The organism is Streptomyces sp. NPDC051109 (genome assembly GCF_044455885.1).
In the GTDB taxonomy this organism is placed as follows: domain Bacteria; phylum Actinomycetota; class Actinomycetes; order Streptomycetales; family Streptomycetaceae; genus Streptomyces.
This window is the reverse complement of the sequence record NZ_JBITFF010000011.1, coordinates 17264-37776: the sequence shown is the minus strand read 5'-3', so window position 1 is coordinate 37776 and position 20513 is coordinate 17264. Positions and strand designations below refer to the sequence as shown.

The following is a 20513-nucleotide window of genomic DNA, read 5'->3' as shown; positions in this document are numbered from 1 at the left end:
GCGGTGGAGGACGGCCACGAGGTGCAGAAGGACTGCCCAAAATTCTAGTTCCCCGAGGAGGATATGTAGATGGTCTACGCCTCATGGCGGGGCGGGGGGGGGCGGGGGGGCACACCCCCCGCCGCCCCGCCGCTTTGTCAGTGCCACCGGTTAGCCTGCACGCACTGGCAATCGAAGGAGGGTGGGGGCGGAGTGCGCGTACTCGGCGTGGACCCGGGGCTCACCCGGTGCGGTGTCGGCGTGGTCGAGGGAGTCGCCGGCCGCCCCCTGACGATGCTCGCGGTGGGTGTCGTACGGACGCCCGCGGACGCGGAGTTGGGGCACCGGCTCGTCGCGATCGAGCAGGGCATCGAGGAGTGGCTGGACCGTCACCGGCCCGAAGTCGTCGCCGTGGAGCGGGTCTTCAGCCAGCACAACGTCAGCACGGTGATGGGCACCGCCCAGGCGAGCGCCATTGCCATGCTGTGCGCGGCGCGCCGCGGGATACCGGTCGCCCTGCACACGCCCAGCGAGGTCAAGGCCGCCGTCACCGGCTCCGGCCGGGCCGACAAGGCGCAGGTCGGGGCCATGGTGACCCGGCTGCTGCGGCTGTCCGCCCCGCCCAAGCCGGCCGACGCCGCGGACGCCCTCGCCCTTGCCATCTGCCACATCTGGCGGGCCCCCGCCCAGAACCGCCTCCAGCAGGCGGTCGCCCTGCACGCCTCGAAAGGCCGCACCTCATGATCGCCTTCGTCAGCGGCCCGGTCGCCGCGCTCGCCCCCACCCTGGCCGTGATCGAGGTCGGGGGAGTGGGCATGGCCGTGCACTGCACGCCGAACACCATCGCCGGACTGCGGATGGGCGAGACGGCACGGCTGGCCACCTCGCTGGTCGTACGGGAGGACTCGCTGACGCTGTACGGCTTCGCGGACGACGACGAGCGGCAGGTCTTCGAACTGCTGCAGACGGCGAGCGGGGTCGGGCCGAGGCTGGCGCAGGCGATGCTCGGCGTGCACAGCCCGGACGCGCTGCGACTGGCCGTCTCCACGGGAGACGAGAAGGCCCTGACCGCGGTGCCGGGCATCGGCAAGAAGGGGGCCCAGAAGCTGCTGCTGGAGCTGAAGGACAAGCTGGGCGCACCGCTGGTCGGCGCCCAGCGCGCCCCCGCGGCGGCGGGTCCGGCGCCGTGGACGGAGCAGCTGGCGGCGGCCCTGATCGGCCTGGGCTACGCCTCCCGGGAGGCGGAGGAGGCCGTCTCGGCGGTCACCCCGCAGGCGGAGGCGGCCATCGCCTCCGGAGGCTCCGCGCCCGTCCCCCAGCTCCTGCGCGCAGCGCTCCAGTCCCTGAACCGGGCCCGCTGACGGCGCGGGCCGCCGCGCGGGGCCCGCTCCGGAAACCACCGTACGAACGACAAGGCAGACTGACAGCGTGAACTGGGATGACGACAGCGACGACCGGATCGTGGCGGCGGCGGCGGACGGCGAGGACACCGCCGTCGAGGCGGCCCTGCGGCCCAAGGACCTCGGCGAGTTCGTCGGCCAGGAGAAGGTCCGCCAGCAGCTCGACCTGGTGCTGAAGGCGGCCCGCCAGCGCGGCGCCACCGCCGATCACGTGCTGCTCTCCGGCGCGCCCGGACTCGGCAAGACCACCCTCTCGATGATCATCGCCGCCGAGATGGGCGCGCCCATCCGGATCACCTCCGGCCCCGCCATCCAGCACGCGGGCGACCTCGCCGCCATCCTCTCCTCCCTCCAGGAGGGCGAGGTCCTCTTCCTCGACGAGATCCACCGCATGTCCCGGCCCGCCGAGGAGATGCTCTACATGGCCATGGAGGACTTCCGCGTCGACGTGATCGTCGGCAAGGGGCCCGGGGCCACCGCCATCCCGCTGGAGCTGCCGCCCTTCACCCTGGTCGGGGCGACGACCCGGGCCGGCCTGCTCCCGCCCCCGCTGCGCGACCGCTTCGGGTTCACCGGGCACATGGAGTTCTACGCCCCCGAGGAGCTGGAACGCGTCATCCACCGCTCCGCCCGCCTCCTCGACGTGGAGATCGACACGGCCGGCGCCGCCGAGATCGCCGGGCGCTCCCGCGGCACCCCGCGCATCGCCAACCGCCTGCTGCGCCGCGTGCGCGACTACGCGCAGGTCAGGGCCGACGGGGTGATCACCCGCGAGGTGGCCGGCACCGCGCTCCAGGTGTACGAGGTCGACGCGCGCGGCCTCGACCGCCTCGACCGCGCCGTCCTCGAAGCCCTGCTCAAGCTGTTCGGCGGCGGCCCCGTGGGGCTGTCCACGCTCGCCGTCGCCGTCGGCGAGGAGCGGGAGACCGTCGAGGAGGTCGCCGAGCCGTTCCTGGTACGGGAGGGCCTGCTGGCCCGTACCCCGCGCGGCCGGGTCGCGACCCCCGCCGCATGGGCTCACCTGGGGCTTGTCCCGCCTGCGCAGCAGGGGAGTGGATCAAGCGGACAACAGGGCTTGTTCGGGGCCTGACGGCGCGGAGGTTCGCCCGGTCAGGAACTGCGGTGCCATGCTGGGCGTTGTTCCATCGGTGCGGACTCGCCTAGACTCCGCCGATGCCGACCCTTCAGGTCGGCATGCCCACCCCCGTAGAAATTGGCCGTCTCCCGTGCGGTCGTGCGAAGGATCTCCGTCCCGTGAATCTCGTGACACTCCTCCCGTTCATCGTGCTCATCGGGGCGATGTTCCTGATGACCCGCTCCGCGAAGAAGAAGCAGCAGGCGGCCGCGCAGATGCGCGACCACATGTCGCCCGGCACCGGCGTCCGCACCATCGGCGGCATGTACGCCACGGTGAAGGAGATCGGCGAGGACACCGTCACCCTTGAGGTGGCCCCCGGTGTCCACGCGATCTACGCGAAGAACGCCATCGGTGCCGTGCTCGACGACGCGGAGTACAACCGCATCGTCCACGGCATCAGTGATGATCTGACGATCGACACGCCGGCCGTCCCGGACGACGCCTCCTCGCTGACCCTGGACAAGGACGCGGACAAGAGCGCGGACGAGGCCGGGACCGACGCCCCGAAGCTCGACCTCGGCAAGAAGGACGAGCCCGAGGCCGGCGAGCCGAAGGACGGCGAGACCAAGGGCGACAAGCCCGAGGACGGCAAGGGCGACGGCGAGGCCGGCGCGAAGTAGCGCGCGGCCGGGGACCGGGCAGGCGCCTGACCGGCGGCCGCCGCGGTCCCCGTCAGTGACACTTCTGCGGGGGGCAGGGGTCCCCACCACACATTTCGTGGCCGTCCGCGCGCTGACCCGGCGCGGGGCGGTTGGACAGGGAGATACGACAAGGTGGCAGCACCGAAGAAGGGCCGGCGGCCCACGGGGGCTCAGGGGAGGCCGGGGCGCGCCCTGGCGATCATCCTGATCGCGATGGTGGCGCTCACCGCGGGGATGTTCCTCACGAAGCAGACGACTCCCCGGCTCGGCATCGACCTCGCGGGCGGTACGAGCATCACGCTCAAGGCCAAGAGCGAGCCCGGCAAGCCGGACGCGATCAACGAGACCAACATGAACACGGCGGTCGGCATCATCGAGCGCCGCGTCAACGGTCTCGGCGTGTCGGAGGCCGAGGTCCAGACGCAGGGCCGCGACCACATCATCGTGAACATCCCCAAGGGGACGAACGAGAAGCAGGCCCGCGAGCAGGTCGGTACCACCGCCCAGCTGTACTTCCGCCCGGTCCTGGCCTTCGCCGACGGCGCCCCGGCGGCCCCCGCGGCCACGCCGAGCCCGTCCGCGAGCAGCTCCGGCGCCCCGAAGGCCGAGGGCACCGGCAAGCCCGGCGCCCCGGCCACCCCGTCGTCCAGCGCCACTTCCCAGGGCCGTGTGCTCAGCGAGGCCCTCAAGGCCCCGGCCGCCACCGCCTCTCCCTCGCCCTCGGCGAGCGAGTCGAAGAAGGCAGACGACAAGGCTCCGGCCCCCACCCCGGCCCCGACGGGCGTCGAGGCGGCCGCCGCCGACCTCCAGGCCAAGTTCGCGGCGCTGGACTGCACCAACGAGGCGCAGCGCGCCGCGGCCGGCAAGGGCGCCAAGCCCGAGGACGCGACGCTCGCCTGCGGCAAGCGCGGCGACACCTGGGGCAAGTGGATCCTCGGCCCGGCCGGTGTGGCCGGTACGGACGTCAAGGACGCCAAGGGTGTCATCGACTCGCAGCGCGGCCAGTGGATCGTCACCATGCAGTTCACCGACAAGGGCGCCGACAAGTTCGCCAAGATCACCGGTGAGCTGGCCACCAAGCAGATGCCGCAGAACCAGTTCGCGATCGTGCTCGACGGCGAGGTCGTCTCCGACCCGTCCGTCAGCCAGGCGCTGACCGGCGGCAACGCCGAGATCTCCGGTGGCTTCACCCAGCAGACCGCGCAGGACCTGGGCAACATGCTCTCGTACGGCGCCCTGCCGCTCTCCTTCAGCGAGGACAGCGTCACCACCGTCACCGCCGCGCTCGGCGGCGAGCAGCTGAAGGCCGGCCTCATCGCCGGCGCCATCGGCCTCGTCCTCGTCGTGATCTACCTGCTCGTGTACTACCGGGGCCTGGCCTTCATCGCCATCGTCAGCCTCCTGGTGTCCGCGATCCTCACGTACACGATCATGGCGCTGCTCGGAAAGGGCATCGGCTTCGCGCTGAACCTGCCCGCCGTCTGCGGTGCGATCGTCGCGATCGGCATCACGGCGGACTCGTTCATCGTGTACTTCGAGCGCATCCGCGACGAGATCCGCGAGGGCCGCACCCTGCGTCCCGCCGTGGAGCGGGCCTGGCCGCGCGCCCGGCGCACCATCCTGGTCTCCGACTTCGTGTCGTTCCTGGCCGCCGCCGTGCTGTTCATCGTCACCGTCGGCAAGGTGCAGGGCTTCGCCTTCACCCTGGGCCTGACCACCCTGCTCGACGTGGTCGTGGTGTTCCTCTTCACCAAGCCGATCATGACGCTGCTGGCCCGTACCAAGTTCTTCTCCAGCGGCCACCCCTGGTCCGGACTGGACCCGAAGCGGCTCGGCGCCAAGCCGCCGCTGCGCCGGTCCCGCCGCACCGGCTCCGGTTCCGTCACCGCTCCCGTCGACGTAAAGGAGGCGTGAGAGATGTCGAAGCTGGGAGATCTCGGCGCCAAGCTGTACCGCGGTGAGGTCGGCTACGACTTCGTCGGCAAGCGCTTCATCTGGTACGGCGTTTCCATCCTGATCACCATCACGGCGATCGTGGCCCTGGCCGTTCAGGGCCTCAACATGGGCATCGAGTTCAAGGGCGGTGCCGTCTTCACCACCCCGAAGACGGCCGTCTCCGTCGCCAAGGCGACCGAGGTGTCGGAGAAGGCCTCGGGCCACGACGCGATCGTCCAGGAGCTCGGCACCGGCGGCCTTCGCATCCAGATCTCGGGCCTGGACACGAACGACGCGGCGGGCGTCAAGAAGCAGCTCGCCACCGACCTCAAGGTCTCCGAGGCCGACATCAACGCGGACCTGGTCGGCCCCAGCTGGGGCGACCAGATCGCGAACAAGGCCTGGACCGGCCTCGGCATCTTCATGGTCCTCGTGGTGATCTACCTCGCCATCGCCTTCGAATGGCGGATGGCGGTCGCCGCGCTGATCGCCCTGATCCACGACCTCACCATCACCGTCGGCGTGTACGCGCTGGTCGGGTTCGAGGTCACGCCGGGCACCGTGATCGGTCTGCTGACGATCCTCGGTTACTCCCTCTACGACACCGTCGTCGTCTTCGACGGTCTGAAGGAGGGCTCGAAGGACATCACCAAGCAGACCCGCTACACGTTCAGCGAGATCGCCAACCGCAGCATCAACGGCACCCTGGTCCGCTCGATCAACACCACCGTCGTGGCGCTGCTCCCGGTCGGGGCGCTGCTCTTCATCGGCGGCGGCTTCCTGGGCGCCGGCATGCTGAACGACATCTCGCTGTCGCTGTTCGTCGGCCTCGCGGCCGGTGCGTACTCCTCGATCTTCATCGCGACCCCGCTGGTCGTGGACCTCAAGGAGCGCGAGCCGGCGATGAAGGCCCTCAGGAAGCGGGTGCTCGCGAAGCGGGCGGCCGCGGCGGCCAAGGGCGAGTCCCCGGAGGACGAGGGCTACGAGGCCGCCGGCACCCCGCAGGTCTTGGCCCAGGGCCGCGCCGGGCGGCGCCGGTGAGCACGCTCTCTCCCGAGGTCCGCGATCTGCTGCTCAGCCGGATCAAGGACGTGGCGGACTACCCGAAGCCGGGCGTGATGTTCAAGGACATCACCCCGCTGCTGGCCGACCCGAAGGCTTTCGGGGCCCTGACGGACACGCTGGTGGAGCTGGCCGGGCAGTACGGCGCGACGAAGATCGTCGGGCTGGAGGCGCGCGGGTTCATCCTCGCGGCGCCGGTGGCGGTCCAGGCGGGCATCGGCTTCGTGCCGGTGCGCAAGGCCGGGAAGCTGCCGGGTGCGACGCTCGCGCAGTCGTACGAGCTGGAGTACGGGACGGCGGAGATCGAGGTCCACGCCGAGGACCTGTCGGCCGGTGACCGGGTCATGGTCATCGACGACGTCCTGGCCACGGGCGGCACCGCCGAGGCCTCGCTCTCGCTGATCCGCCGGGCCGGTGCGGAGGTCGCCGGGGTGGCGGTCCTGATGGAGCTGTCGTTCCTGCCGGGCCGCGAGCGGCTGGCCGGCGCCCTTGCGGAGGCCCCGCTGGACGCCCTGATCGTCGTCTGACGAAGCCGAACGCGAAGCGGGCGGGCACCGGGAGGACCCGGTGCCCGCCCGCTTCGGCGTACGCGGCCGCTGCGCGGGCCAGCAGCGGGCCCGCGGGGCCGAAGGAGGCAGGGCTCGGGGAACGGGGCGGGGCAACCATCGCTACCATTGGTTGTCCGGACCTGACCGGGGCACCGGATCCGCCCCCGGACTCCGTCCGAGGGGACCCCCAGAGGAGCGCTCTTGCCAGACGAGGTCCAGCCACTCTCCGCCGCGCAGCCCGACCCGCAGGCCGAGCGGGCCGCGACGCCCCCCGCCACGCCCCCGCCGGCCCCGCCCGCGAAGCCCGCGCCCGCGAAGCCGGCCCCCGCGAAGTCGGCGCCCGCGAAGTCGGCCGGGTCCTCCAACCGCGTGCGCGCCCGGCTCGCCCGCCTCGGCGTCCAGCGTTCCAACCCGTACAACCCGGTACTGGAACCCCTGCTCCGCATAGTCCGCAGCAACGACCCGAAGATCGAGACGGCCACGCTCCGCCAGATCGAGCAGGCGTACCAGGTCGCCGAGCGCTGGCACCGCGGGCAGAAGCGCAAGAGCGGCGACCCGTACATCACCCACCCGCTCGCGGTGACCACCATCCTCGCCGAGCTCGGCATGGACCCGGCCACCCTGATGGCCGGGCTGCTGCACGACACCGTCGAGGACACCGAGTACGGGCTGGAGGACCTGCGCCGCGACTTCGGTGACGCCGTGGCCCTGCTCGTCGACGGCGTCACCAAGCTCGACCGGGTCAAGTTCGGCGAGGCCGCCCAGGCCGAGACCGTGCGCAAGATGGTCGTCGCCATGGCCAAGGACCCGCGGGTCCTGGTCATCAAGCTCGCCGACCGCCTGCACAACATGCGCACCATGCGCTACCTCAAGCGGGAGAAGCAGGAGAAGAAGGCCCGCGAGACCCTTGAGATCTACGCCCCGCTGGCGCACCGGCTGGGCATGAACACGATCAAGTGGGAGCTCGAAGACCTCGCCTTCGCGATCCTCTACCCCAAGATGTACGACGAGATCGTCCGCCTCGTCGCCGAGCGCGCGCCCAAGCGCGACGAGTACCTCACCGTCGTCACCGACGAGGTCCAGACCGACCTCCGCGCCGCCCGCATCAAGGCCACCGTCACCGGCCGGCCCAAGCACTACTACAGCGTCTACCAGAAGATGATCGTCCGCGGCCGCGACTTCGCCGAGATCTACGACCTGGTGGGCATCCGCGTCCTCGTCGACACCGTCCGGGACTGCTACGCGGCCCTCGGCACGGTCCACGCGCGCTGGAACCCGGTCCCCGGCCGGTTCAAGGACTACATCGCGATGCCCAAGTTCAACATGTACCAGTCGCTCCACACGACGGTCATCGGACCCAGCGGCAAGCCCGTCGAACTCCAGATCCGCACCTTCGACATGCACCGCCGCGCCGAGTACGGCATCGCCGCGCACTGGAAGTACAAGCAGCAGACCGTCGCCGGCACCTCCAAGGTCCGCACCGACGTCCCGCAGGCCGCCAAGGGCAGCGCCGGCCAGGACACGGTCAACGACATGGCCTGGCTGCGGCAGCTGCTGGACTGGCAGAAGGAGACCGAGGACCCGGGCGAGTTCCTCGACTCGCTGCGCTTCGACCTCTCCCGCAACGAGGTTTTCGTCTTCACGCCCAAGGGCGACGTCATCGCGCTGCCCGCCGGAGCCACCCCGGTGGACTTCGCGTACGCCGTCCACACCGAGGTCGGGCACCGGACGATAGGCGCCCGCGTCAACGGCCGCCTCGTCCCGCTCGAATCCACCCTCGACAACGGCGACCTCGTCGAGGTCTTCACCTCCAAGGCCGAGGGCGCGGGCCCCTCCCGCGACTGGCTGGGCTTCGTCAAGTCCCCGCGGGCCCGCAACAAGATCCGCGCCTGGTTCTCCAAGGAGCGCCGCGAGGAGGCCATCGAGCACGGCAAGGACGCCATCGCGCGGGCCATGCGCAAGCAGAACCTGCCGATCCAGCGCATCCTCACCGGCGACTCGCTCGTCACCCTCGCGCACGAGATGCGCTACCCCGACATCTCCTCCCTGTACGCGGCGATCGGCGAGGGCCACGTGGCCGCGCAGGGCGTCGTTCAGAAGCTGGTGCAGGCCCTCGGCGGCGAGGAGGCCGCCAACGAGGACATCGAGGAGAGCGTCCCGCCGTCCCGGACCCGGGGCACCCGCCGCAAGAACGCCGACCCGGGCGTCGTCGTCAAGGGCGTGGACGACGTGTGGGTCAAGCTGGCCCGCTGCTGCACCCCGGTGCCGGGGGACCCGATCGTCGGCTTCGTCACCCGTGGCAGCGGCGTATCGGTTCACCGGGCGGACTGCGTCAACGTGGACTCCCTCTCCCAGGAGCCCGAGCGGATGCTGGAGGTCGAGTGGGCCCCCACCCAGTCCTCGGTCTTCCTGGTCGCCATCCAGGTCGAGGCACTGGACCGGTCCCGGCTGCTGTCGGACGTCACCCGGGTCCTGTCGGACCAGCACGTGAACATCCTCTCCGCGGCCGTCCAGACCTCCCGCGACCGCGTGGCCACCTCCCGCTTCACCTTCGAGATGGGCGACCCCAAGCACCTGGGCCACGTCCTGAAGGCCGTACGGGGCGTCGAGGGCGTCTACGACGTCTACCGCGTCACCTCGGCCCGCCGGCCGTAGCCGGCCGCCGCAGCGCGCGCAGCGCACGTACGAGGGCCCCGGTACGGAAATGCCGTACCGGGGCCCTCGTGCATCCAGCGGGCGGCTGTCAGCCGCCGAACTCCTCCAGGCCCTTCAGGGCCTGGTCGAGCAGGGCCTGGCGGCCCTCCAGCTCGCGGGCGAGCTTGTCGGCCTTCGCGTTGTTGCCCGCGGCACGGGCCGCGTCGACCTGCTCACGCAGCTTGTCGACCGCCGCCTGGAGCTGACCCGTCAGACCGGCCGCACGGGCCCGCGCCTCCGGGTTCGTACGGCGCCACTCGCCCTCCTCGGCCTCCTGGATCGCCCGCTCCACCGCGTGCATCCGGCCCTCGACCTTCGGCCGGGCGTCGCGCGGCACGTGGCCGATGCCCTCCCAGCGCTCGTTGAGGGAGCGGAACGCGGCACGGGCCGCCTTCAGGTCCGTGATCGGGACGAGCTTCTCGGCCTCCTCGGCCAGCTCCTCCTTCAGCTTCAGGTTCTCCACCTGCTCGGCGTCGCGCTCCGCGAACACCTCGCCGCGGGCCGCGAAGAACACGTCCTGCGCACCGCGGAAACGGTTCCACAGATCGTCCTCGGCCTCGCGCTGCGCCCGGCCCGCCGCCTTCCAGTCCGCCATCAGCTCGCGGTAGCGGGCGGCCGTGGGACCCCAGTCGGTCGACTTCGACAGCGACTCGGCCTCGGCGACCAGCTTCTCCTTGACCTTGCGGGCGTCCTCGCGCTGCGCGTCGAGCGAGGCGAAGTGCGCCTTGCGGCGCTTGGAGAAAGCGGAACGGGCGTGCGAGAAGCGGTGCCACAGCTCGTCGTCCGACTTGCGGTCCAGGCGCGGCAGACCCTTCCAGGTGTCCACCAGCGCCCGCAGCCGCTCGCCCGCGCTGCGCCACTGGTCGCTCTGCGCCAGTTGCTCGGCCTCGGCCACCAGCGCGTCCTTGGCCGCACGGGCCTCGTCCGTCTGCTTGGCCTTCTGGACCTTGCGCTCCTCGCGCCGCGAGTCCACGGTGGCGACCAGCTTGTCCAGCCGGACGCGCAGGGCGTCGAGGTCGCCCACGGCGTGGTGCTCCTCCACCTGCGTGCGCAGGTGGTCGATGGCCGTCTGCGCGTCCTTGGCGGACAGATCGGTGGTCCGCACCCGCCGTTCGAGGAGGCCGATCTCGACCACCAGGCCCTCGTACTTGCGCTCGAAGTAGGCCAGGGCCTCCTCAGGGGTGCCCGCCTGCCAGGAGCCGACGACCTTCTCGCCCTCGGCAGTACGCACGTACACGGTGCCCGTCTCGTCGACGCGGCCCCACGGGTCGCTGCTCACAGCGCCTCCTCCACCTGATGCCTGCGAGGGGTTCACCCCCTGGGCATCGTCCACAGTTTCCTGGGGCGGGCAGCGCCCGCCCTGCACAACGCCAACATAGGCGACCGCCGGGCCGGCTGTCCGCATCCCGCACGACGGAATATCGCCGTACGGGCCGGACGCCGGCCGGGCCCGAGGCCGCCGGAACCCGTCAGTTCCGGGTGACGGCGCCCTTCTGGATGGTCACCGGGGTCTTCGGGGCCCCGTCCTGGCCACCGTCGGCCGTACCGGCCTTGGCCACCTCCTCCAGCGCCTTCACGCCCGCCGCGTCGATCTTGCCGAACGGCGTGTACGACGGAGCCAGCGGGCTGTCCTTGTAGACCAGGAAGAACTGGCTGCCGCCGCTGTGCGGCTGGCCGGTATTGGCCATCGCCACCGTGCCCGCCGGATAGATCACCTGGCCCTGCTCGTTCGGCTTGCCCAGCGAGTCGAGGTTCTCGTCCGCGATGGTGTAGCCGGGGCCGCCCATGCCCGTGCCCTCCGGGTCGCCGCACTGCAGCACGAAGATCCCGGAGGTGGTCAGGCGGTGGCACTTGGTGTTGTCGAAGAAGCCCTTGTCCGCGAGCGCCTTGAACGAGTTGACGGTCTCCGGCGTCTTCGCCGCGTCCATCTCGAACTTGATCTCACCCGCGGTGGTCTTCAGGTCGAACGTGTACTTCGCGTTCTTGTCGATCGCCATCGCCGGCGCGGGCGAGGTCTTCGGCGAGGGCGAGGCCGACGGGTTCGCCGCCGGGTCCGCCGCGCTGTCCTTCTTGTCCTTGTCGAAGACGCCGCCCACGACGAGGCCCACCAGCGTCGCGACCACCACGGCCACCGCCGCGCCGATCACCGCCGCCCGCTGCCGCGCCTTGCGCCGGGCCTCGGCCCTGCGCTTCTGCTGGCGCTCGTACTTCTCCCTGGCGAGCTGTCGCCGCCGCTGATCGCTCGTGACCACCGGGTCGTCTCCTTGTACGTGTATGGCACCGCTGTCCGGGCTCGGTTAGGCCGTACCGTATATGGGTTCGCTGTGGAACGAGCGGCGCCGGTAGGCTCTGAGCAGCGGCATTCCGATCAGGGCCGCCGCCGAAGCTCCCGACGGACGACGATTGAGGACGAACGTGCTGATTGCCGGGTTCCCCGCCGGGGCCTGGGGGACCAATTGTTACGTGGTCGCCCCCGCCGCCGGTGAGGAGTGCGTGATCATCGACCCGGGCCACCAGGCCACCCGCGGTGTCGAGGAGACGCTGAAGAAGCATCGGCTCAAGCCCGTCGCGGTCGTCCTCACCCACGGCCACATCGACCATGTGGCCTCGGTGGTCCCGGTGTGCGGGGCACACGACGTCCCGGCGTGGATCCACCCCGAGGACCGCTTCATGATGAGCGACCCGGAGAAGGCCCTGGGCCGCTCCCTGGGGGCGCAGCTGATGGGCGAGCTCACCGTGGGGGAGCCCTCCGACGTCAAGGAGCTCACCGACGGCGCGAAGCTGGCGCTGGCGGGCATGGAGCTCACCGTGTCGCACGCGCCCGGGCATACCAAGGGGTCGGTGACCTTCGGGATGCCCGAGGCGGGGGACGTCCCGCCGCTGCTGTTCTCGGGCGACCTGCTCTTCGCCGGCTCCATCGGACGCACCGACTTCCCGGGCGGCAGCCACGCCGACATGCTTGAGTCGCTGGCCCGCGTGTGCCTGCCGCTCGACGACTCGACCGTGGTGCTGCCCGGTCACAACGAGCACACGACCATTGGCCGTGAGCGCGCCACCAACCCGTACCTGCGGCAGGTGGCCGCCGGCCTGGGAGACGGATTCACGTCTCCACGACGAGGAATGTGACGAGAGTTTCGTGAGCACCTTCAAGGCCCCCAAGGGCACGTACGACCTCATCCCGCCGTACTCGGCGAAGTACCTGGCCGTCCGGGACGCGATCTCCGGCCCCCTGCGGCTGTCCGGCTACGGGTACGTCGAGACGCCCGGCTTCGAGGACGTCGACCTGTTCGCCCGCGGTGTCGGCGAGTCCACCGACATCGTGACCAAGGAGATGTACACCCTCACGACGAAGGGCGGGGCCAACCTCGCGCTCCGTCCCGAAGGCACCGCGTCCGTGCTGCGCGCGGCGCTGGAGGCGAACCTGCACAAGGCCGGCGGCCTGCCGGTGAAGCTCTGGTACTCGGGTTCGTACTACCGCTACGAACGCCCGCAGAAGGGCCGCTACCGCCACTTCTCGCAGGTCGGTGCCGAGGCGATCGGCGCCGAGGACCCGGCGCTGGACGCCGAGCTGATCATCCTGGCCGACCAGGCGTACCGCACGCTCGGCCTGCGCAACTTCCGGATCCTGCTGAACTCGCTGGGCGACAAGGAATGCCGCCCGGTGTACCGGGAGGCGCTCCAGGCCTTCCTGCGCGGGCTGGACCTGGACGAGGAGACCGTCCGCCGGGCCGAGATCAACCCGCTGCGCGTCCTCGACGACAAGCGGTCCGAGGTGCAGAAGCAGCTCGTCGGCGCGCCGATGCTGCGGGACTACCTGTGCGACGCGTGCAAGGCGTACCACGAGGAGGTCCGGGCGCTGATCACGGCGGCGGGGGTCGCCTTCGAGGACGACGAGAAGCTGGTGCGCGGGCTGGACTACTACACGCGGACCACCTTCGAGTTCGTCCACGGCGGCCTGGGCTCGCAGTCCGCGGTCGGCGGCGGCGGCCGCTACGACGGCCTGTCCGAGATGATCGGCGGACCCGCCCTGCCGTCGGTGGGCTGGGCGCTGGGCGTGGACCGTACGGTGCTGGCGCTCGAAGCGGAGGGTGTCGAGCTGGACATCCCGCCGGCGACGTCCGTGTTCGCGGTGGCGCTGGGCGAGGCGAAGCCGGTGCTGTTCGGGCTGGTCACGGAGCTCCGCAAGGCCGGTGTCGCGGCGGACATCTCGTACGGGGGCAAGGGCCTCAAGGGTGCGATGAAGGACGCCAACCGGTCGGGCGCGCGGTTCGCGATCGTCGCGGGCGACCGCGACCTCGCCGAGGGCCTCGTCCAGCTGAAGGACATGGAGTCCGGGGACCAGTCCCCGGTCGCCGTGACGGACGTCGTGGCCCTCCTCCGCACCAAGCTGGCCTGACGCGAGCCGCTCCCCGGCGGGTCGGTCAGAGGAGGCCGTGGCGCATGGCCGTGGTCACCGCGGCCGTGCGGTCCGCGACCTCCAGCTTGCCGAAGACGCGCAGCAGGTGCGTCTTGACGGTGGATTCCGCGACGAACAGGCGGCGGCCGATCTCCGCGTTCGTCGCGCCCTCCGCGACCAGGCGCAGGACCGCGACCTCGCGGTCGGAGAGGCGGGGGCGCTCGGGTCGGGTGCGCAGGCGGTCGACCAGGCGGCCCGCCACCGACGGGGCCAGGACCGTCTCGCCCCGCACGGCCGCGCGGATCGCGTCGGCCAGCTCCGCCCGGGCCGTGTCCTTCAGCAGGTAGCCCGCCGCCCCCGCCTCCACGGCCCGCAGGATGTCCCGGTCGTTCTCGTACGTCGTCAGGACCACCACCCTGACCGGCAGGCCGGCCGCGCTGATCCGGGCGATCGACTCGACGCCATCGCCGCCCGGCATCCGCAGGTCCATCAGGATCAGGTCCAGGCCGCCGGGGACCAGCTCCGCGGCCAGCGCCTCGGCCTGCGGGCCGTTCGAGGCCTCCGCGACGACCTCCAGGTCCGGCTCCGCGCTCAGCATGCCGCGCAGGCCCTCCCGTACCACCGGGTGGTCGTCGGCCAGCAGGATGCGGATCATGTTCTGCGGCTCCTCAGAGCGTCGTCGGGAGGGGTGTCGTCGGGAGGGTGACGGTGACCGTGGTGCCGGTCTGCGGCGCGGCCTCGATCGCCGCCGTGCCGCCGACCTCCGCCGCGCGGGCGCGCAGCCCCCGCAGGCCGTAGCCCGCAGCCGGGGCCGCCGGGTCGAAGCCGTGACCGGTGTCCCGGACCGTGACGGTCAGTTCGCCGCCACCGTAGGCCAGGGAGACCGAGCAGCGCGCCCCCGCCCCCGCGTGCTTGGCCGCGTTCGACAGCGACTCCTGGCAGGACCGCAGCGCCACCACCTCCAGCGCCGCGGCCAGCGGCCGCACCTCCCCGGTCACCGACACCTCCGCCGGCGGGACCTGCCGGGCCGCGAGGCGGCGCACGGCGTCCGGCAGGGAGCCGGCGTCCAGGTCGGCGGGGGCGCCGCCGGCCACCAGCGCCCGGGCCTCGGACAGGTTCTGCCGGGCGGTGGCGGCCATCAGCTCCAGATGCCGGCGGGCCTGCTCCGGATCGGCGTCCAGCTCCGACTGCACGGCCTGGACCAGCATCAGCAGGCTCGTGAAGCCCTGGGCGAGGGTGTCGTGGATCTCGCGGGACATGCGTTCCCTTTCGGCATGGGCGCCCTGAGCGGCGGAGAGCCGGGCCACCTCCTCCCGGCTGGCGTCGAGTTCGGCGATCAGCGAGGCCCGCTCCTGGCTCTGCTCGATGATCCGGATGATCCAGGCGCCGAAGAAGGAGGAGAAGGCGAAGGTGACGAACGAGCTGACCGCGTTGATGAAGACGATGTGTCCGGCCGGCCGCCACAGCACGGCCCACCCGGCCACCGGCAGCAGCGCCACCACCGCCATCGCGCCGATCGCCCGGCGCACCGGCAGCAGCATGAAGCAGTGCGGGGCGAGCGCGAACGTGATCAGCCGGGTCTCGCCCACCAGGAAGGCGGCCGGCAGGAACAGGGCCAGCGTCACCCCCAGGTAGCGCAGGGCCGGCCCCGGTTCGGCCCCGGGGTCCTTCAGGAGCAGCGGCCGGCCGGCCCACGCGTACCAGGGGATCAGCAGCGCGAGCAGGGCGGCGGCGGGGAGCCGGTACGACAGCCCGGGGAAGTCCGCGCCCAGGACGAAGGCCGCGGTCGCGGCCCACACGAGGCCGAAGTAGAGGTCCCACGGCCCGAAGGCGCGGTCCCACACGTGGGATTCACGCGCCCCGGCCGTACCGGTGAAGCCGTTCAGCCGTCGCGGTGGTTCTTCCACTTGAAGGTCAGCAGGCACAGGACCAATCCTCCGACGACCCAGGCCCCCAGGACCAGGGCGACCTTTCCGTACTCCCAGCTGCCCGTCTGCTCCAGGACGGCGGCGGACTCCGGCAGGAACACCCCGCGCAGACCCTGGCACATCCACTTGAGCGGGAACAGCGCGCCGATGTTCAGCAGCCAGTCCGGGATCGCGTTGACCGGGATGAAGACGCCGGAGATGAACTGGAGGATCAGGAACGGCAGGACGACCACCGAGCTCGCGCTCTTGCCGGACTTGGGCAGGCTGCTGACGGCGATGCCGAGCAGGGCGCAGCCGGTGAGGCCCAGGGCGAAGATCCAGCCGAAGGTGAGCCACTTGGCGGCCGAGGCCGGCAGGTCGAGGTCGAACAGGGCGGAGCCGACGAGCAGCAGGATCGCGGTCTCGGCGAGTCCGGTGGCGAGCACCATCCAGACCTTGCCGAGGAAGTACGCGGCCGGGGGCATCGGGGTCCCGCGCAGCCGGCGCAGCACCTTCTCGTCCCGTTCGACGGCGATCGAGATGCCGAGCGACTGGAAGCTGGTGGACATGATGCCCGCGGCCACCATGCCGGCCGCGTACAGCTGGGAGGCGGTGACGCCGGTGTCCTCCACGCTGTCGCGGAAGATCGAGGCGAAGAGGGCGAGGAAGACGATCGGGAAGGCGAAGGTGAAGATCATCGCGTCCCGCTGGCGGACGAACTGCTTGATCTCCAGCGCCCCGCGGCTCAGCCCCAGGGTCCAGGCGCCGGGCAGTGCCCTCGCGGCCGCGGCGGCCCGGCCGCCGCTCGTCGCGGTCGTGGCGGTGGTGGTCATCGTGCGTCCTCCGGCTGCTGCGCGGTCATGGGTACGAGCTGGCCGGTGAGGCGCAGGTACACGTCCTCCAGGGTGGGCCGGCCGATCCTCAGCCCCGGGATCTCGCCCTCGAAGCGGGCCATGAGCTCGGCGACCGTACGGGTGGGGGTCTCGGTGACGAGGCTCTGCGGGGTGCCGTCGGCCCCGGTCCACTCGACGGTGGCCCCGGTGCCGAAGCGGGAGCGCAGCTCGGCCGGTTCGCCCTGGGCGACGACCCTGCCGCTCGCGATGACGGCCAGCCGGTCGGCGAGGGCCTCGGCCTCCTCCAGGTAGTGCGTGGTGAGCACGATGGTGGTGCCCTCGCCGGCGAGCAGCCGGATCAGCTCCCAGAACCGGCGGCGGGCCGCCGGGTCGAAGCCGGTCGTCGGCTCGTCGAGGAGGAGCAGCTCGGGATCGCCGATGACGCCGAGCGCCACGTCGAGACAGCGCCGCTGGCCGCCCGAGAGGCCCTTCACCCGCTGGTCGCGCTTGTGCTCCAGGCCGACCAGGGCGATGACCTCGGCCGGGTCGCGCGGGGCCGGGTAGTAGCGGGCGAAGTGTTCGACCGTCTCCCGTACCGTCAGTTCGGCGGGCGCCGACTCGTCCTGCCAGACGATCCCGACGCGCGAGCGCCAGGCCCGACCGGCTCCGGCCGGGTCCGCGCCGAGCACGCTGACCTCGCCCCCGTCCCGTTCCCGGTGGCCCTGGAGGATCTCCACCGTGGTGCTCTTGCCGGCGCCGTTGGGCCCGAGGAGGCCGAAGACCTCGCCCTGCCGGATCGTCAGATCGAGTCCGTCCACCGCGGTGACCTCGCCGTACTGCTTGCGAAGCCCCCGTACTTCCACCGCGTTGAGTGTCATGCCTCGAATGGTGTGGCGGAATGGGCTCCACCGGTCCCCCCGTGCGTACGTCCTTATGTCCACCGAACGGTGGACACACAGCTCCGTACGGCACAATGGCCGGTGCTTGTTGACCTTGCAGATGTGGAGCGGGCGGTATGACGACACGAGATACGGACGCAGACACCGCCCCGCGGACGGTCGGCGCGAGCAGGGCCCTGGCCCTGCTGCTGGTGATCACCGGCGCCTTGGGGCTGCTCGCCGCCTGGGTGATCACGATCGACAAGTTCAAGCTGCTGGAAGACCCGAACTTCACGCCGGGCTGCAGCCTGAACCCGATCGTCTCCTGCGGCAACATCATGAAGAGCGAGCAGGCGTCCGCCTTCGGCTTCCCGAACCCGATGCTGGGGCTGGTCGCGTACGGCATCGTCGTCTGCGTCGGCATGAGCGTGCTGGCCGGGGCCCGGTTCCGGCCCTGGTACTGGCTGACCCTCAACGCGGGCATGCTGTTCGGCGTCGGGTTCTGCACCTGGCTGATGTACCAGTCGCTGTACAACATCAACTCGCTGTGCCTCTGGTGCTCCCTGGCCTGGGTCGCCACGATCTTCATGTTCTGGTACGTCACCGCGTTCAACGTGCGCGAGCGCCTGCTGCCCGCCCCGGGCTGGCTGCGCGCCTTCCTCGACGAGTTCACCTGGGTGCTGCCGGTGCTGCACGTCGGGATCATCGGCATGCTGATCCTGACGCGCTGGTGGGACTTCTGGACCTCCTGAGGCCTCCCGCCCCGGCCCCCGCCCCCGGGCCTGAGGAACGCTGTCGGCGGCGGCCTGTCAGTGGGCTCGCTTAGGCTTCCTGTGTGGAACCAGACCTGTTCACCGCCGCTGCCGAAGACCGCCAGGAGAAGGACCCGGCGAGCTCCCCGCTCGCCGTCCGGATGCGCCCGCGCACCCTGGACGAGGTGGTCGGCCAGCAGCACCTGCTGAAGCCCGGATCACCGCTGCGGCGGCTGGTCGGGGACGGGGCGGGCGGTCCGGCCGGAGCCTCGTCGGTGATCCTGTGGGGCCCGCCGGGCATCGGCAAGACCACCCTGGCGTACGTGGTGAGCCAGGCGACGCAGAAGCGGTTCGTGGAACTGTCGGCGATCACGGCGGGCGTGAAGGAAGTACGCGCCGTCATCGAGGGCGCCAAGCGGGCGGCGGGCGGGTACGGCAGGGACACGGTCCTCTTCCTCGACGAGATCCACCGCTTCAGCAAGGCCCAGCAGGACTCGCTGCTCCCGGCCGTCGAGAACCGCTGGGTGACGCTGATCGCCGCGACCACGGAGAACCCGTACTTCTCGATCATCTCCCCGCTGCTGTCGCGGTCGCTGCTGCTCACGCTGGAGCCGCTCACGGACGAGGACCTCAGCGCGCTCATGCGGCGCGCGCTGACGGAGGAGCGCGGGCTGGGCGGGGCGGTGACCCTGCCGGCGGACGCGGAGGCGCACCTGCTGCGGATCGCGGGCGGCGACGCCCGCCGGGCGCTGACGGCGCTGGAGGCGGGTGCCGGTTCGGCGATCGCCAAGGGGGAGTCCGAGATCAGCCTCCGGACGGTGGAGGAGGCGGTCGACCGGGCCGCGGTGAAGTACGACCGGGACGGCGACCAGCACTACGACGTGGCGAGCGCGCTGATCAAGTCGATCCGCGGTTCGGACGTGGACGCCGCGCTGCACTACCTGGCGCGGATGATCGAGGCCGGGGAGGACCCGCGGTTCATCGCGCGCCGCCTGATGATCTCGGCGAGCGAGGACATCGGGCTGGCGGACCCGACTGCGCTGCCCCTCGCGGTGGCCGCGGCGCAGGCGGTGGCGATGATCGGCTTCCCGGAGGCGGCGCTGACCCTCTCGCACGCGACGATCGCCCTGGCCCTGGCCCCGAAGTCGAACACCGCGACGACGGCGATCGGCGCCGCCCTGGCGGACGTCCGGGCGGGCCTGGCGGGCCCGGTGCCGACGCACCTGCGGGACGGCCACTACAAGGGCGCGGCCAAGCTGGGCCACGCGGTGGGGTACGTGTACCCGCACGACGTCCCGGGCGCCATCGCCGCGCAGCAGTACGCCCCCGACGCGGTTCACGGCAAGCGGTACTACGAACCGACCCGCTACGGCGCCGAGGCCCGCTACGCGGACGTGGTCGAAAAGGTCCGCGAACGCCTCCGCGGCGGCAACTCCGGCCCCTCCGGAGTCTGAGGCGGTACTGCTCCGACGACACCCCCTACGGGGTGCCAGCAGCCGCTGCGAACAGGGCGTGCATCGCCCGGCGCAGCTCGCAGACGTCGCGCACGGGCGCAGGGAAGTCGAAGCGGGCGTCGATGGAGGATCCGCCGCCCGTGAAGCGGACCCGCAGGCCCAGCCGGTCCAGGGCCAGCGGGACCGCGGTCGTGCCGGCGCCCTCCCGCGGGCCCAGCAGCGCGCACAGGTCCGCGATCCGGTCGCGGTGCGCCAGGTGCTGGAGGAGCTCCGTCTCGTGGATCACCGTCGGGTCGGGCTCCGCCGCGGCCAGCTCCCCGGGGTCCACGTGCTCGGCGCCCCACAGGTCGTCCACCGAGATCTCGCCGACCTCCAGGCGCAGCATCACGAAGGACGGCCGGCCGTGCAGCCCGAGCAGTTCGCCCACCGGCCGGCGCTCCGCCAGCAGTGCGGCGCAGGCCGCGCGGTCGTCGCCGCGCACCGGGGTCAGCCACCCGGCGAGCCACGCTCGGCCTCGGATACGATGGGGAACGGACACCGGCGCCACGTCCGTGATCTCGATCACGGCGGTGAGGTCGTCGTCCTGGGCGTGAGCGGCTGCCCTGGCAGCCGCGGATTCCCCTGACATCAGGAGAATCACGTCCCCGTCCGGGGTGACGGTCCGCGCGGCCGGCATCCCTGCCCCGAAGTCTGCCTGGTCAAGCGACCGCTCCTGGTCGAAAGCACCCGGCAGCATGAGGGATACTGAGGCGTTGGACTCTACGAGGGTTCGTACGCGTTCGGCTCCGGTGAGCTGCCGAACGCCTTCCCTGGGACGCGGCTGACCTTGCTTATCGTCGGCGCAAGCGGATTCTGTTTCGTCTGAATCCGAACTGCGTTGCGCACTGGGCAGGGGG

The 20513-nt window shown here is 71.6% G+C and carries 19 protein-coding genes; 12 read left to right on the top strand and 7 right to left on the bottom strand.

The annotated features are described in order from the left end of the window. Positions 1–192: 192 nt before the first annotated feature. From ruvC to ACIBAD_RS20950, 8 genes are all read left to right on the top strand, one after another. Positions 193–723 (top strand): crossover junction endodeoxyribonuclease RuvC, encoded by a 531-nt coding sequence (gene ruvC, locus ACIBAD_RS20985; protein ID WP_134074673.1) that lies wholly within the window; start codon positions 193–195, stop codon positions 721–723. Then, the gene (gene ruvA / locus ACIBAD_RS20980; protein WP_134074672.1) at positions 720–1340 is read left to right on the top strand and encodes a Holliday junction branch migration protein RuvA; all 621 of its coding nucleotides are present in this window, start codon (positions 720–722) and stop codon (positions 1338–1340) included. The genes ruvC and ruvA overlap by 4 nt, the downstream gene beginning before the upstream one ends. Positions 1341–1407: 67 nt before the next feature. After that, positions 1408–2469 (top strand): Holliday junction branch migration DNA helicase RuvB, encoded by a 1062-nt coding sequence (gene ruvB / locus ACIBAD_RS20975; RefSeq protein WP_134074671.1) that lies wholly within the window; start codon positions 1408–1410, stop codon positions 2467–2469. A 164-nt stretch (positions 2470–2633) separates the two neighbouring features. Further along, positions 2634–3137 (top strand): preprotein translocase subunit YajC, encoded by a 504-nt coding sequence (gene yajC, locus ACIBAD_RS20970; RefSeq protein WP_134074670.1) that lies wholly within the window; start codon positions 2634–2636, stop codon positions 3135–3137. Positions 3138–3290: 153 nt separating this feature from the next. Then, positions 3291–5072: a protein translocase subunit SecD gene (secD, locus tag ACIBAD_RS20965; RefSeq protein ID WP_134074669.1), complete on the top strand. Its 1782-nt coding sequence runs from the start codon at positions 3291–3293 to the stop codon at positions 5070–5072. A 3-nt stretch (positions 5073–5075) separates the two neighbouring features. Continuing rightward, positions 5076–6134: a protein translocase subunit SecF gene (gene secF / locus ACIBAD_RS20960; protein WP_398908007.1), complete on the top strand. Its 1059-nt coding sequence runs from the start codon at positions 5076–5078 to the stop codon at positions 6132–6134. Continuing rightward, positions 6131–6682: an adenine phosphoribosyltransferase gene (locus ACIBAD_RS20955; protein ID WP_134074668.1), complete on the top strand. Its 552-nt coding sequence runs from the start codon at positions 6131–6133 to the stop codon at positions 6680–6682. Before secF ends, ACIBAD_RS20955 begins: the two co-directional genes overlap by 4 nt. Before the next feature lie 222 nt (positions 6683–6904). Next, on the top strand, positions 6905–9358 hold the full coding sequence (locus tag ACIBAD_RS20950; protein WP_134074667.1) for a bifunctional (p)ppGpp synthetase/guanosine-3',5'-bis(diphosphate) 3'-pyrophosphohydrolase: 2454 nt from the start codon (positions 6905–6907) through the stop codon (positions 9356–9358). 88 nt (positions 9359–9446) lie between these two features. On the opposite strand, the gene ACIBAD_RS20945 is transcribed toward ACIBAD_RS20950, so the two are convergent. Both ACIBAD_RS20945 and ACIBAD_RS20940 read right to left on the bottom strand, forming a co-directional pair. Then, positions 9447–10676, bottom strand: coding sequence for a DUF349 domain-containing protein (locus tag ACIBAD_RS20945; protein WP_134074666.1), 1230 nt, complete (start codon positions 10674–10676; stop codon positions 9447–9449). A gap of 190 nt (positions 10677–10866) precedes the next feature. Further along, complete coding sequence (locus ACIBAD_RS20940; RefSeq protein WP_134074665.1) at positions 10867–11649, bottom strand: peptidylprolyl isomerase; 783 nt, start codon at positions 11647–11649, stop codon at positions 10867–10869. Positions 11650–11812: 163 nt separating this feature from the next. On the opposite strand from ACIBAD_RS20940, the gene ACIBAD_RS20935 reads away from it, so the two are divergent. Both ACIBAD_RS20935 and hisS read left to right on the top strand, forming a co-directional pair. Beyond that, the gene (locus ACIBAD_RS20935; RefSeq protein ID WP_398908006.1) at positions 11813–12523 is read left to right on the top strand and encodes an MBL fold metallo-hydrolase; all 711 of its coding nucleotides are present in this window, start codon (positions 11813–11815) and stop codon (positions 12521–12523) included. Positions 12524–12533: 10 nt separating this feature from the next. Further along, entirely contained in the window at positions 12534–13793 is a 1260-nt protein-coding gene (gene hisS, locus ACIBAD_RS20930; RefSeq protein WP_134074664.1) for a histidine--tRNA ligase, read from the top strand. A gap of 25 nt (positions 13794–13818) precedes the next feature. On the opposite strand, the gene ACIBAD_RS20925 is transcribed toward hisS, so the two are convergent. Genes ACIBAD_RS20925 through ACIBAD_RS20910 form a run of 4 tightly spaced genes read right to left on the bottom strand, consistent with a single transcriptional unit; the run spans position 13819 to position 17411 of the window. Further along, positions 13819–14448 carry a response regulator gene (locus ACIBAD_RS20925; RefSeq protein WP_398908005.1) on the bottom strand — a complete coding sequence of 210 codons (630 nt, stop codon included), beginning with the start codon at positions 14446–14448 and terminating at the stop codon, positions 13819–13821. Positions 14449–14461: 13 nt separating this feature from the next. Then, positions 14462–15718, bottom strand: coding sequence for a sensor histidine kinase (locus ACIBAD_RS20920; RefSeq protein ID WP_398908004.1), 1257 nt, complete (start codon positions 15716–15718; stop codon positions 14462–14464). Beyond that, the gene (locus ACIBAD_RS20915) at positions 15676–16533 is read right to left on the bottom strand and encodes an ABC transporter permease (protein ID WP_134074661.1); all 858 of its coding nucleotides are present in this window, start codon (positions 16531–16533) and stop codon (positions 15676–15678) included. Before ACIBAD_RS20915 ends, ACIBAD_RS20920 begins: the two co-directional genes overlap by 43 nt. Then, positions 16530–17411 (bottom strand): ABC transporter ATP-binding protein, encoded by an 882-nt coding sequence (locus ACIBAD_RS20910; RefSeq protein ID WP_398908002.1) that lies wholly within the window; start codon positions 17409–17411, stop codon positions 16530–16532. Before ACIBAD_RS20910 ends, ACIBAD_RS20915 begins: the two co-directional genes overlap by 4 nt. 137 nt (positions 17412–17548) lie before the next feature. On the opposite strand from ACIBAD_RS20910, the gene ACIBAD_RS20905 reads away from it, so the two are divergent. Both ACIBAD_RS20905 and ACIBAD_RS20900 read left to right on the top strand, forming a co-directional pair. Next, positions 17549–18163 (top strand): vitamin K epoxide reductase family protein, encoded by a 615-nt coding sequence (locus ACIBAD_RS20905; RefSeq protein WP_134074659.1) that lies wholly within the window; start codon positions 17549–17551, stop codon positions 18161–18163. Between the two features lie 83 nt (positions 18164–18246). Further along, positions 18247–19617: a replication-associated recombination protein A gene (locus ACIBAD_RS20900; protein WP_134074658.1), complete on the top strand. Its 1371-nt coding sequence runs from the start codon at positions 18247–18249 to the stop codon at positions 19615–19617. A gap of 25 nt (positions 19618–19642) precedes the next feature. Here the strand turns inward: ACIBAD_RS20900 and ACIBAD_RS20895 are convergent, their stop codons facing one another. After that, on the bottom strand, positions 19643–20353 hold the full coding sequence (locus tag ACIBAD_RS20895) for a DUF2470 domain-containing protein (RefSeq protein ID WP_398908001.1): 711 nt from the start codon (positions 20351–20353) through the stop codon (positions 19643–19645). Positions 20354–20513 lie beyond the last annotated feature (160 nt).

Bases quoted from the DNA above. Each gene is read 5' to 3' on its own strand.
- ruvA (WP_134074672.1), top strand. From the start codon at position 720: ATGATCGCCTTCGTCAGCGGCCCGGTCGCCGCGCTCGCCCCCACCCTG.
- secF (WP_398908007.1), top strand. From the start codon at position 5,076: ATGTCGAAGCTGGGAGATCTCGGCGCCAAGCTGTACCGCGGTGAGGTC.
- ACIBAD_RS20925 (WP_398908005.1), bottom strand. From the start codon at position 14,448: ATGATCCGCATCCTGCTGGCCGACGACCACCCGGTGGTACGGGAGGGC.
- ACIBAD_RS20915 (WP_134074661.1), bottom strand. From the start codon at position 16,533: ATGACCACCACCGCCACGACCGCGACGAGCGGCGGCCGGGCCGCCGCG.
- ACIBAD_RS20910 (WP_398908002.1), bottom strand. From the start codon at position 17,411: ATGACACTCAACGCGGTGGAAGTACGGGGGCTTCGCAAGCAGTACGGC.
- ACIBAD_RS20905 (WP_134074659.1), top strand. From the start codon at position 17,549: ATGACGACACGAGATACGGACGCAGACACCGCCCCGCGGACGGTCGGC.
- ACIBAD_RS20895 (WP_398908001.1), bottom strand. From the start codon at position 20,353: ATGCTGCCGGGTGCTTTCGACCAGGAGCGGTCGCTTGACCAGGCAGAC.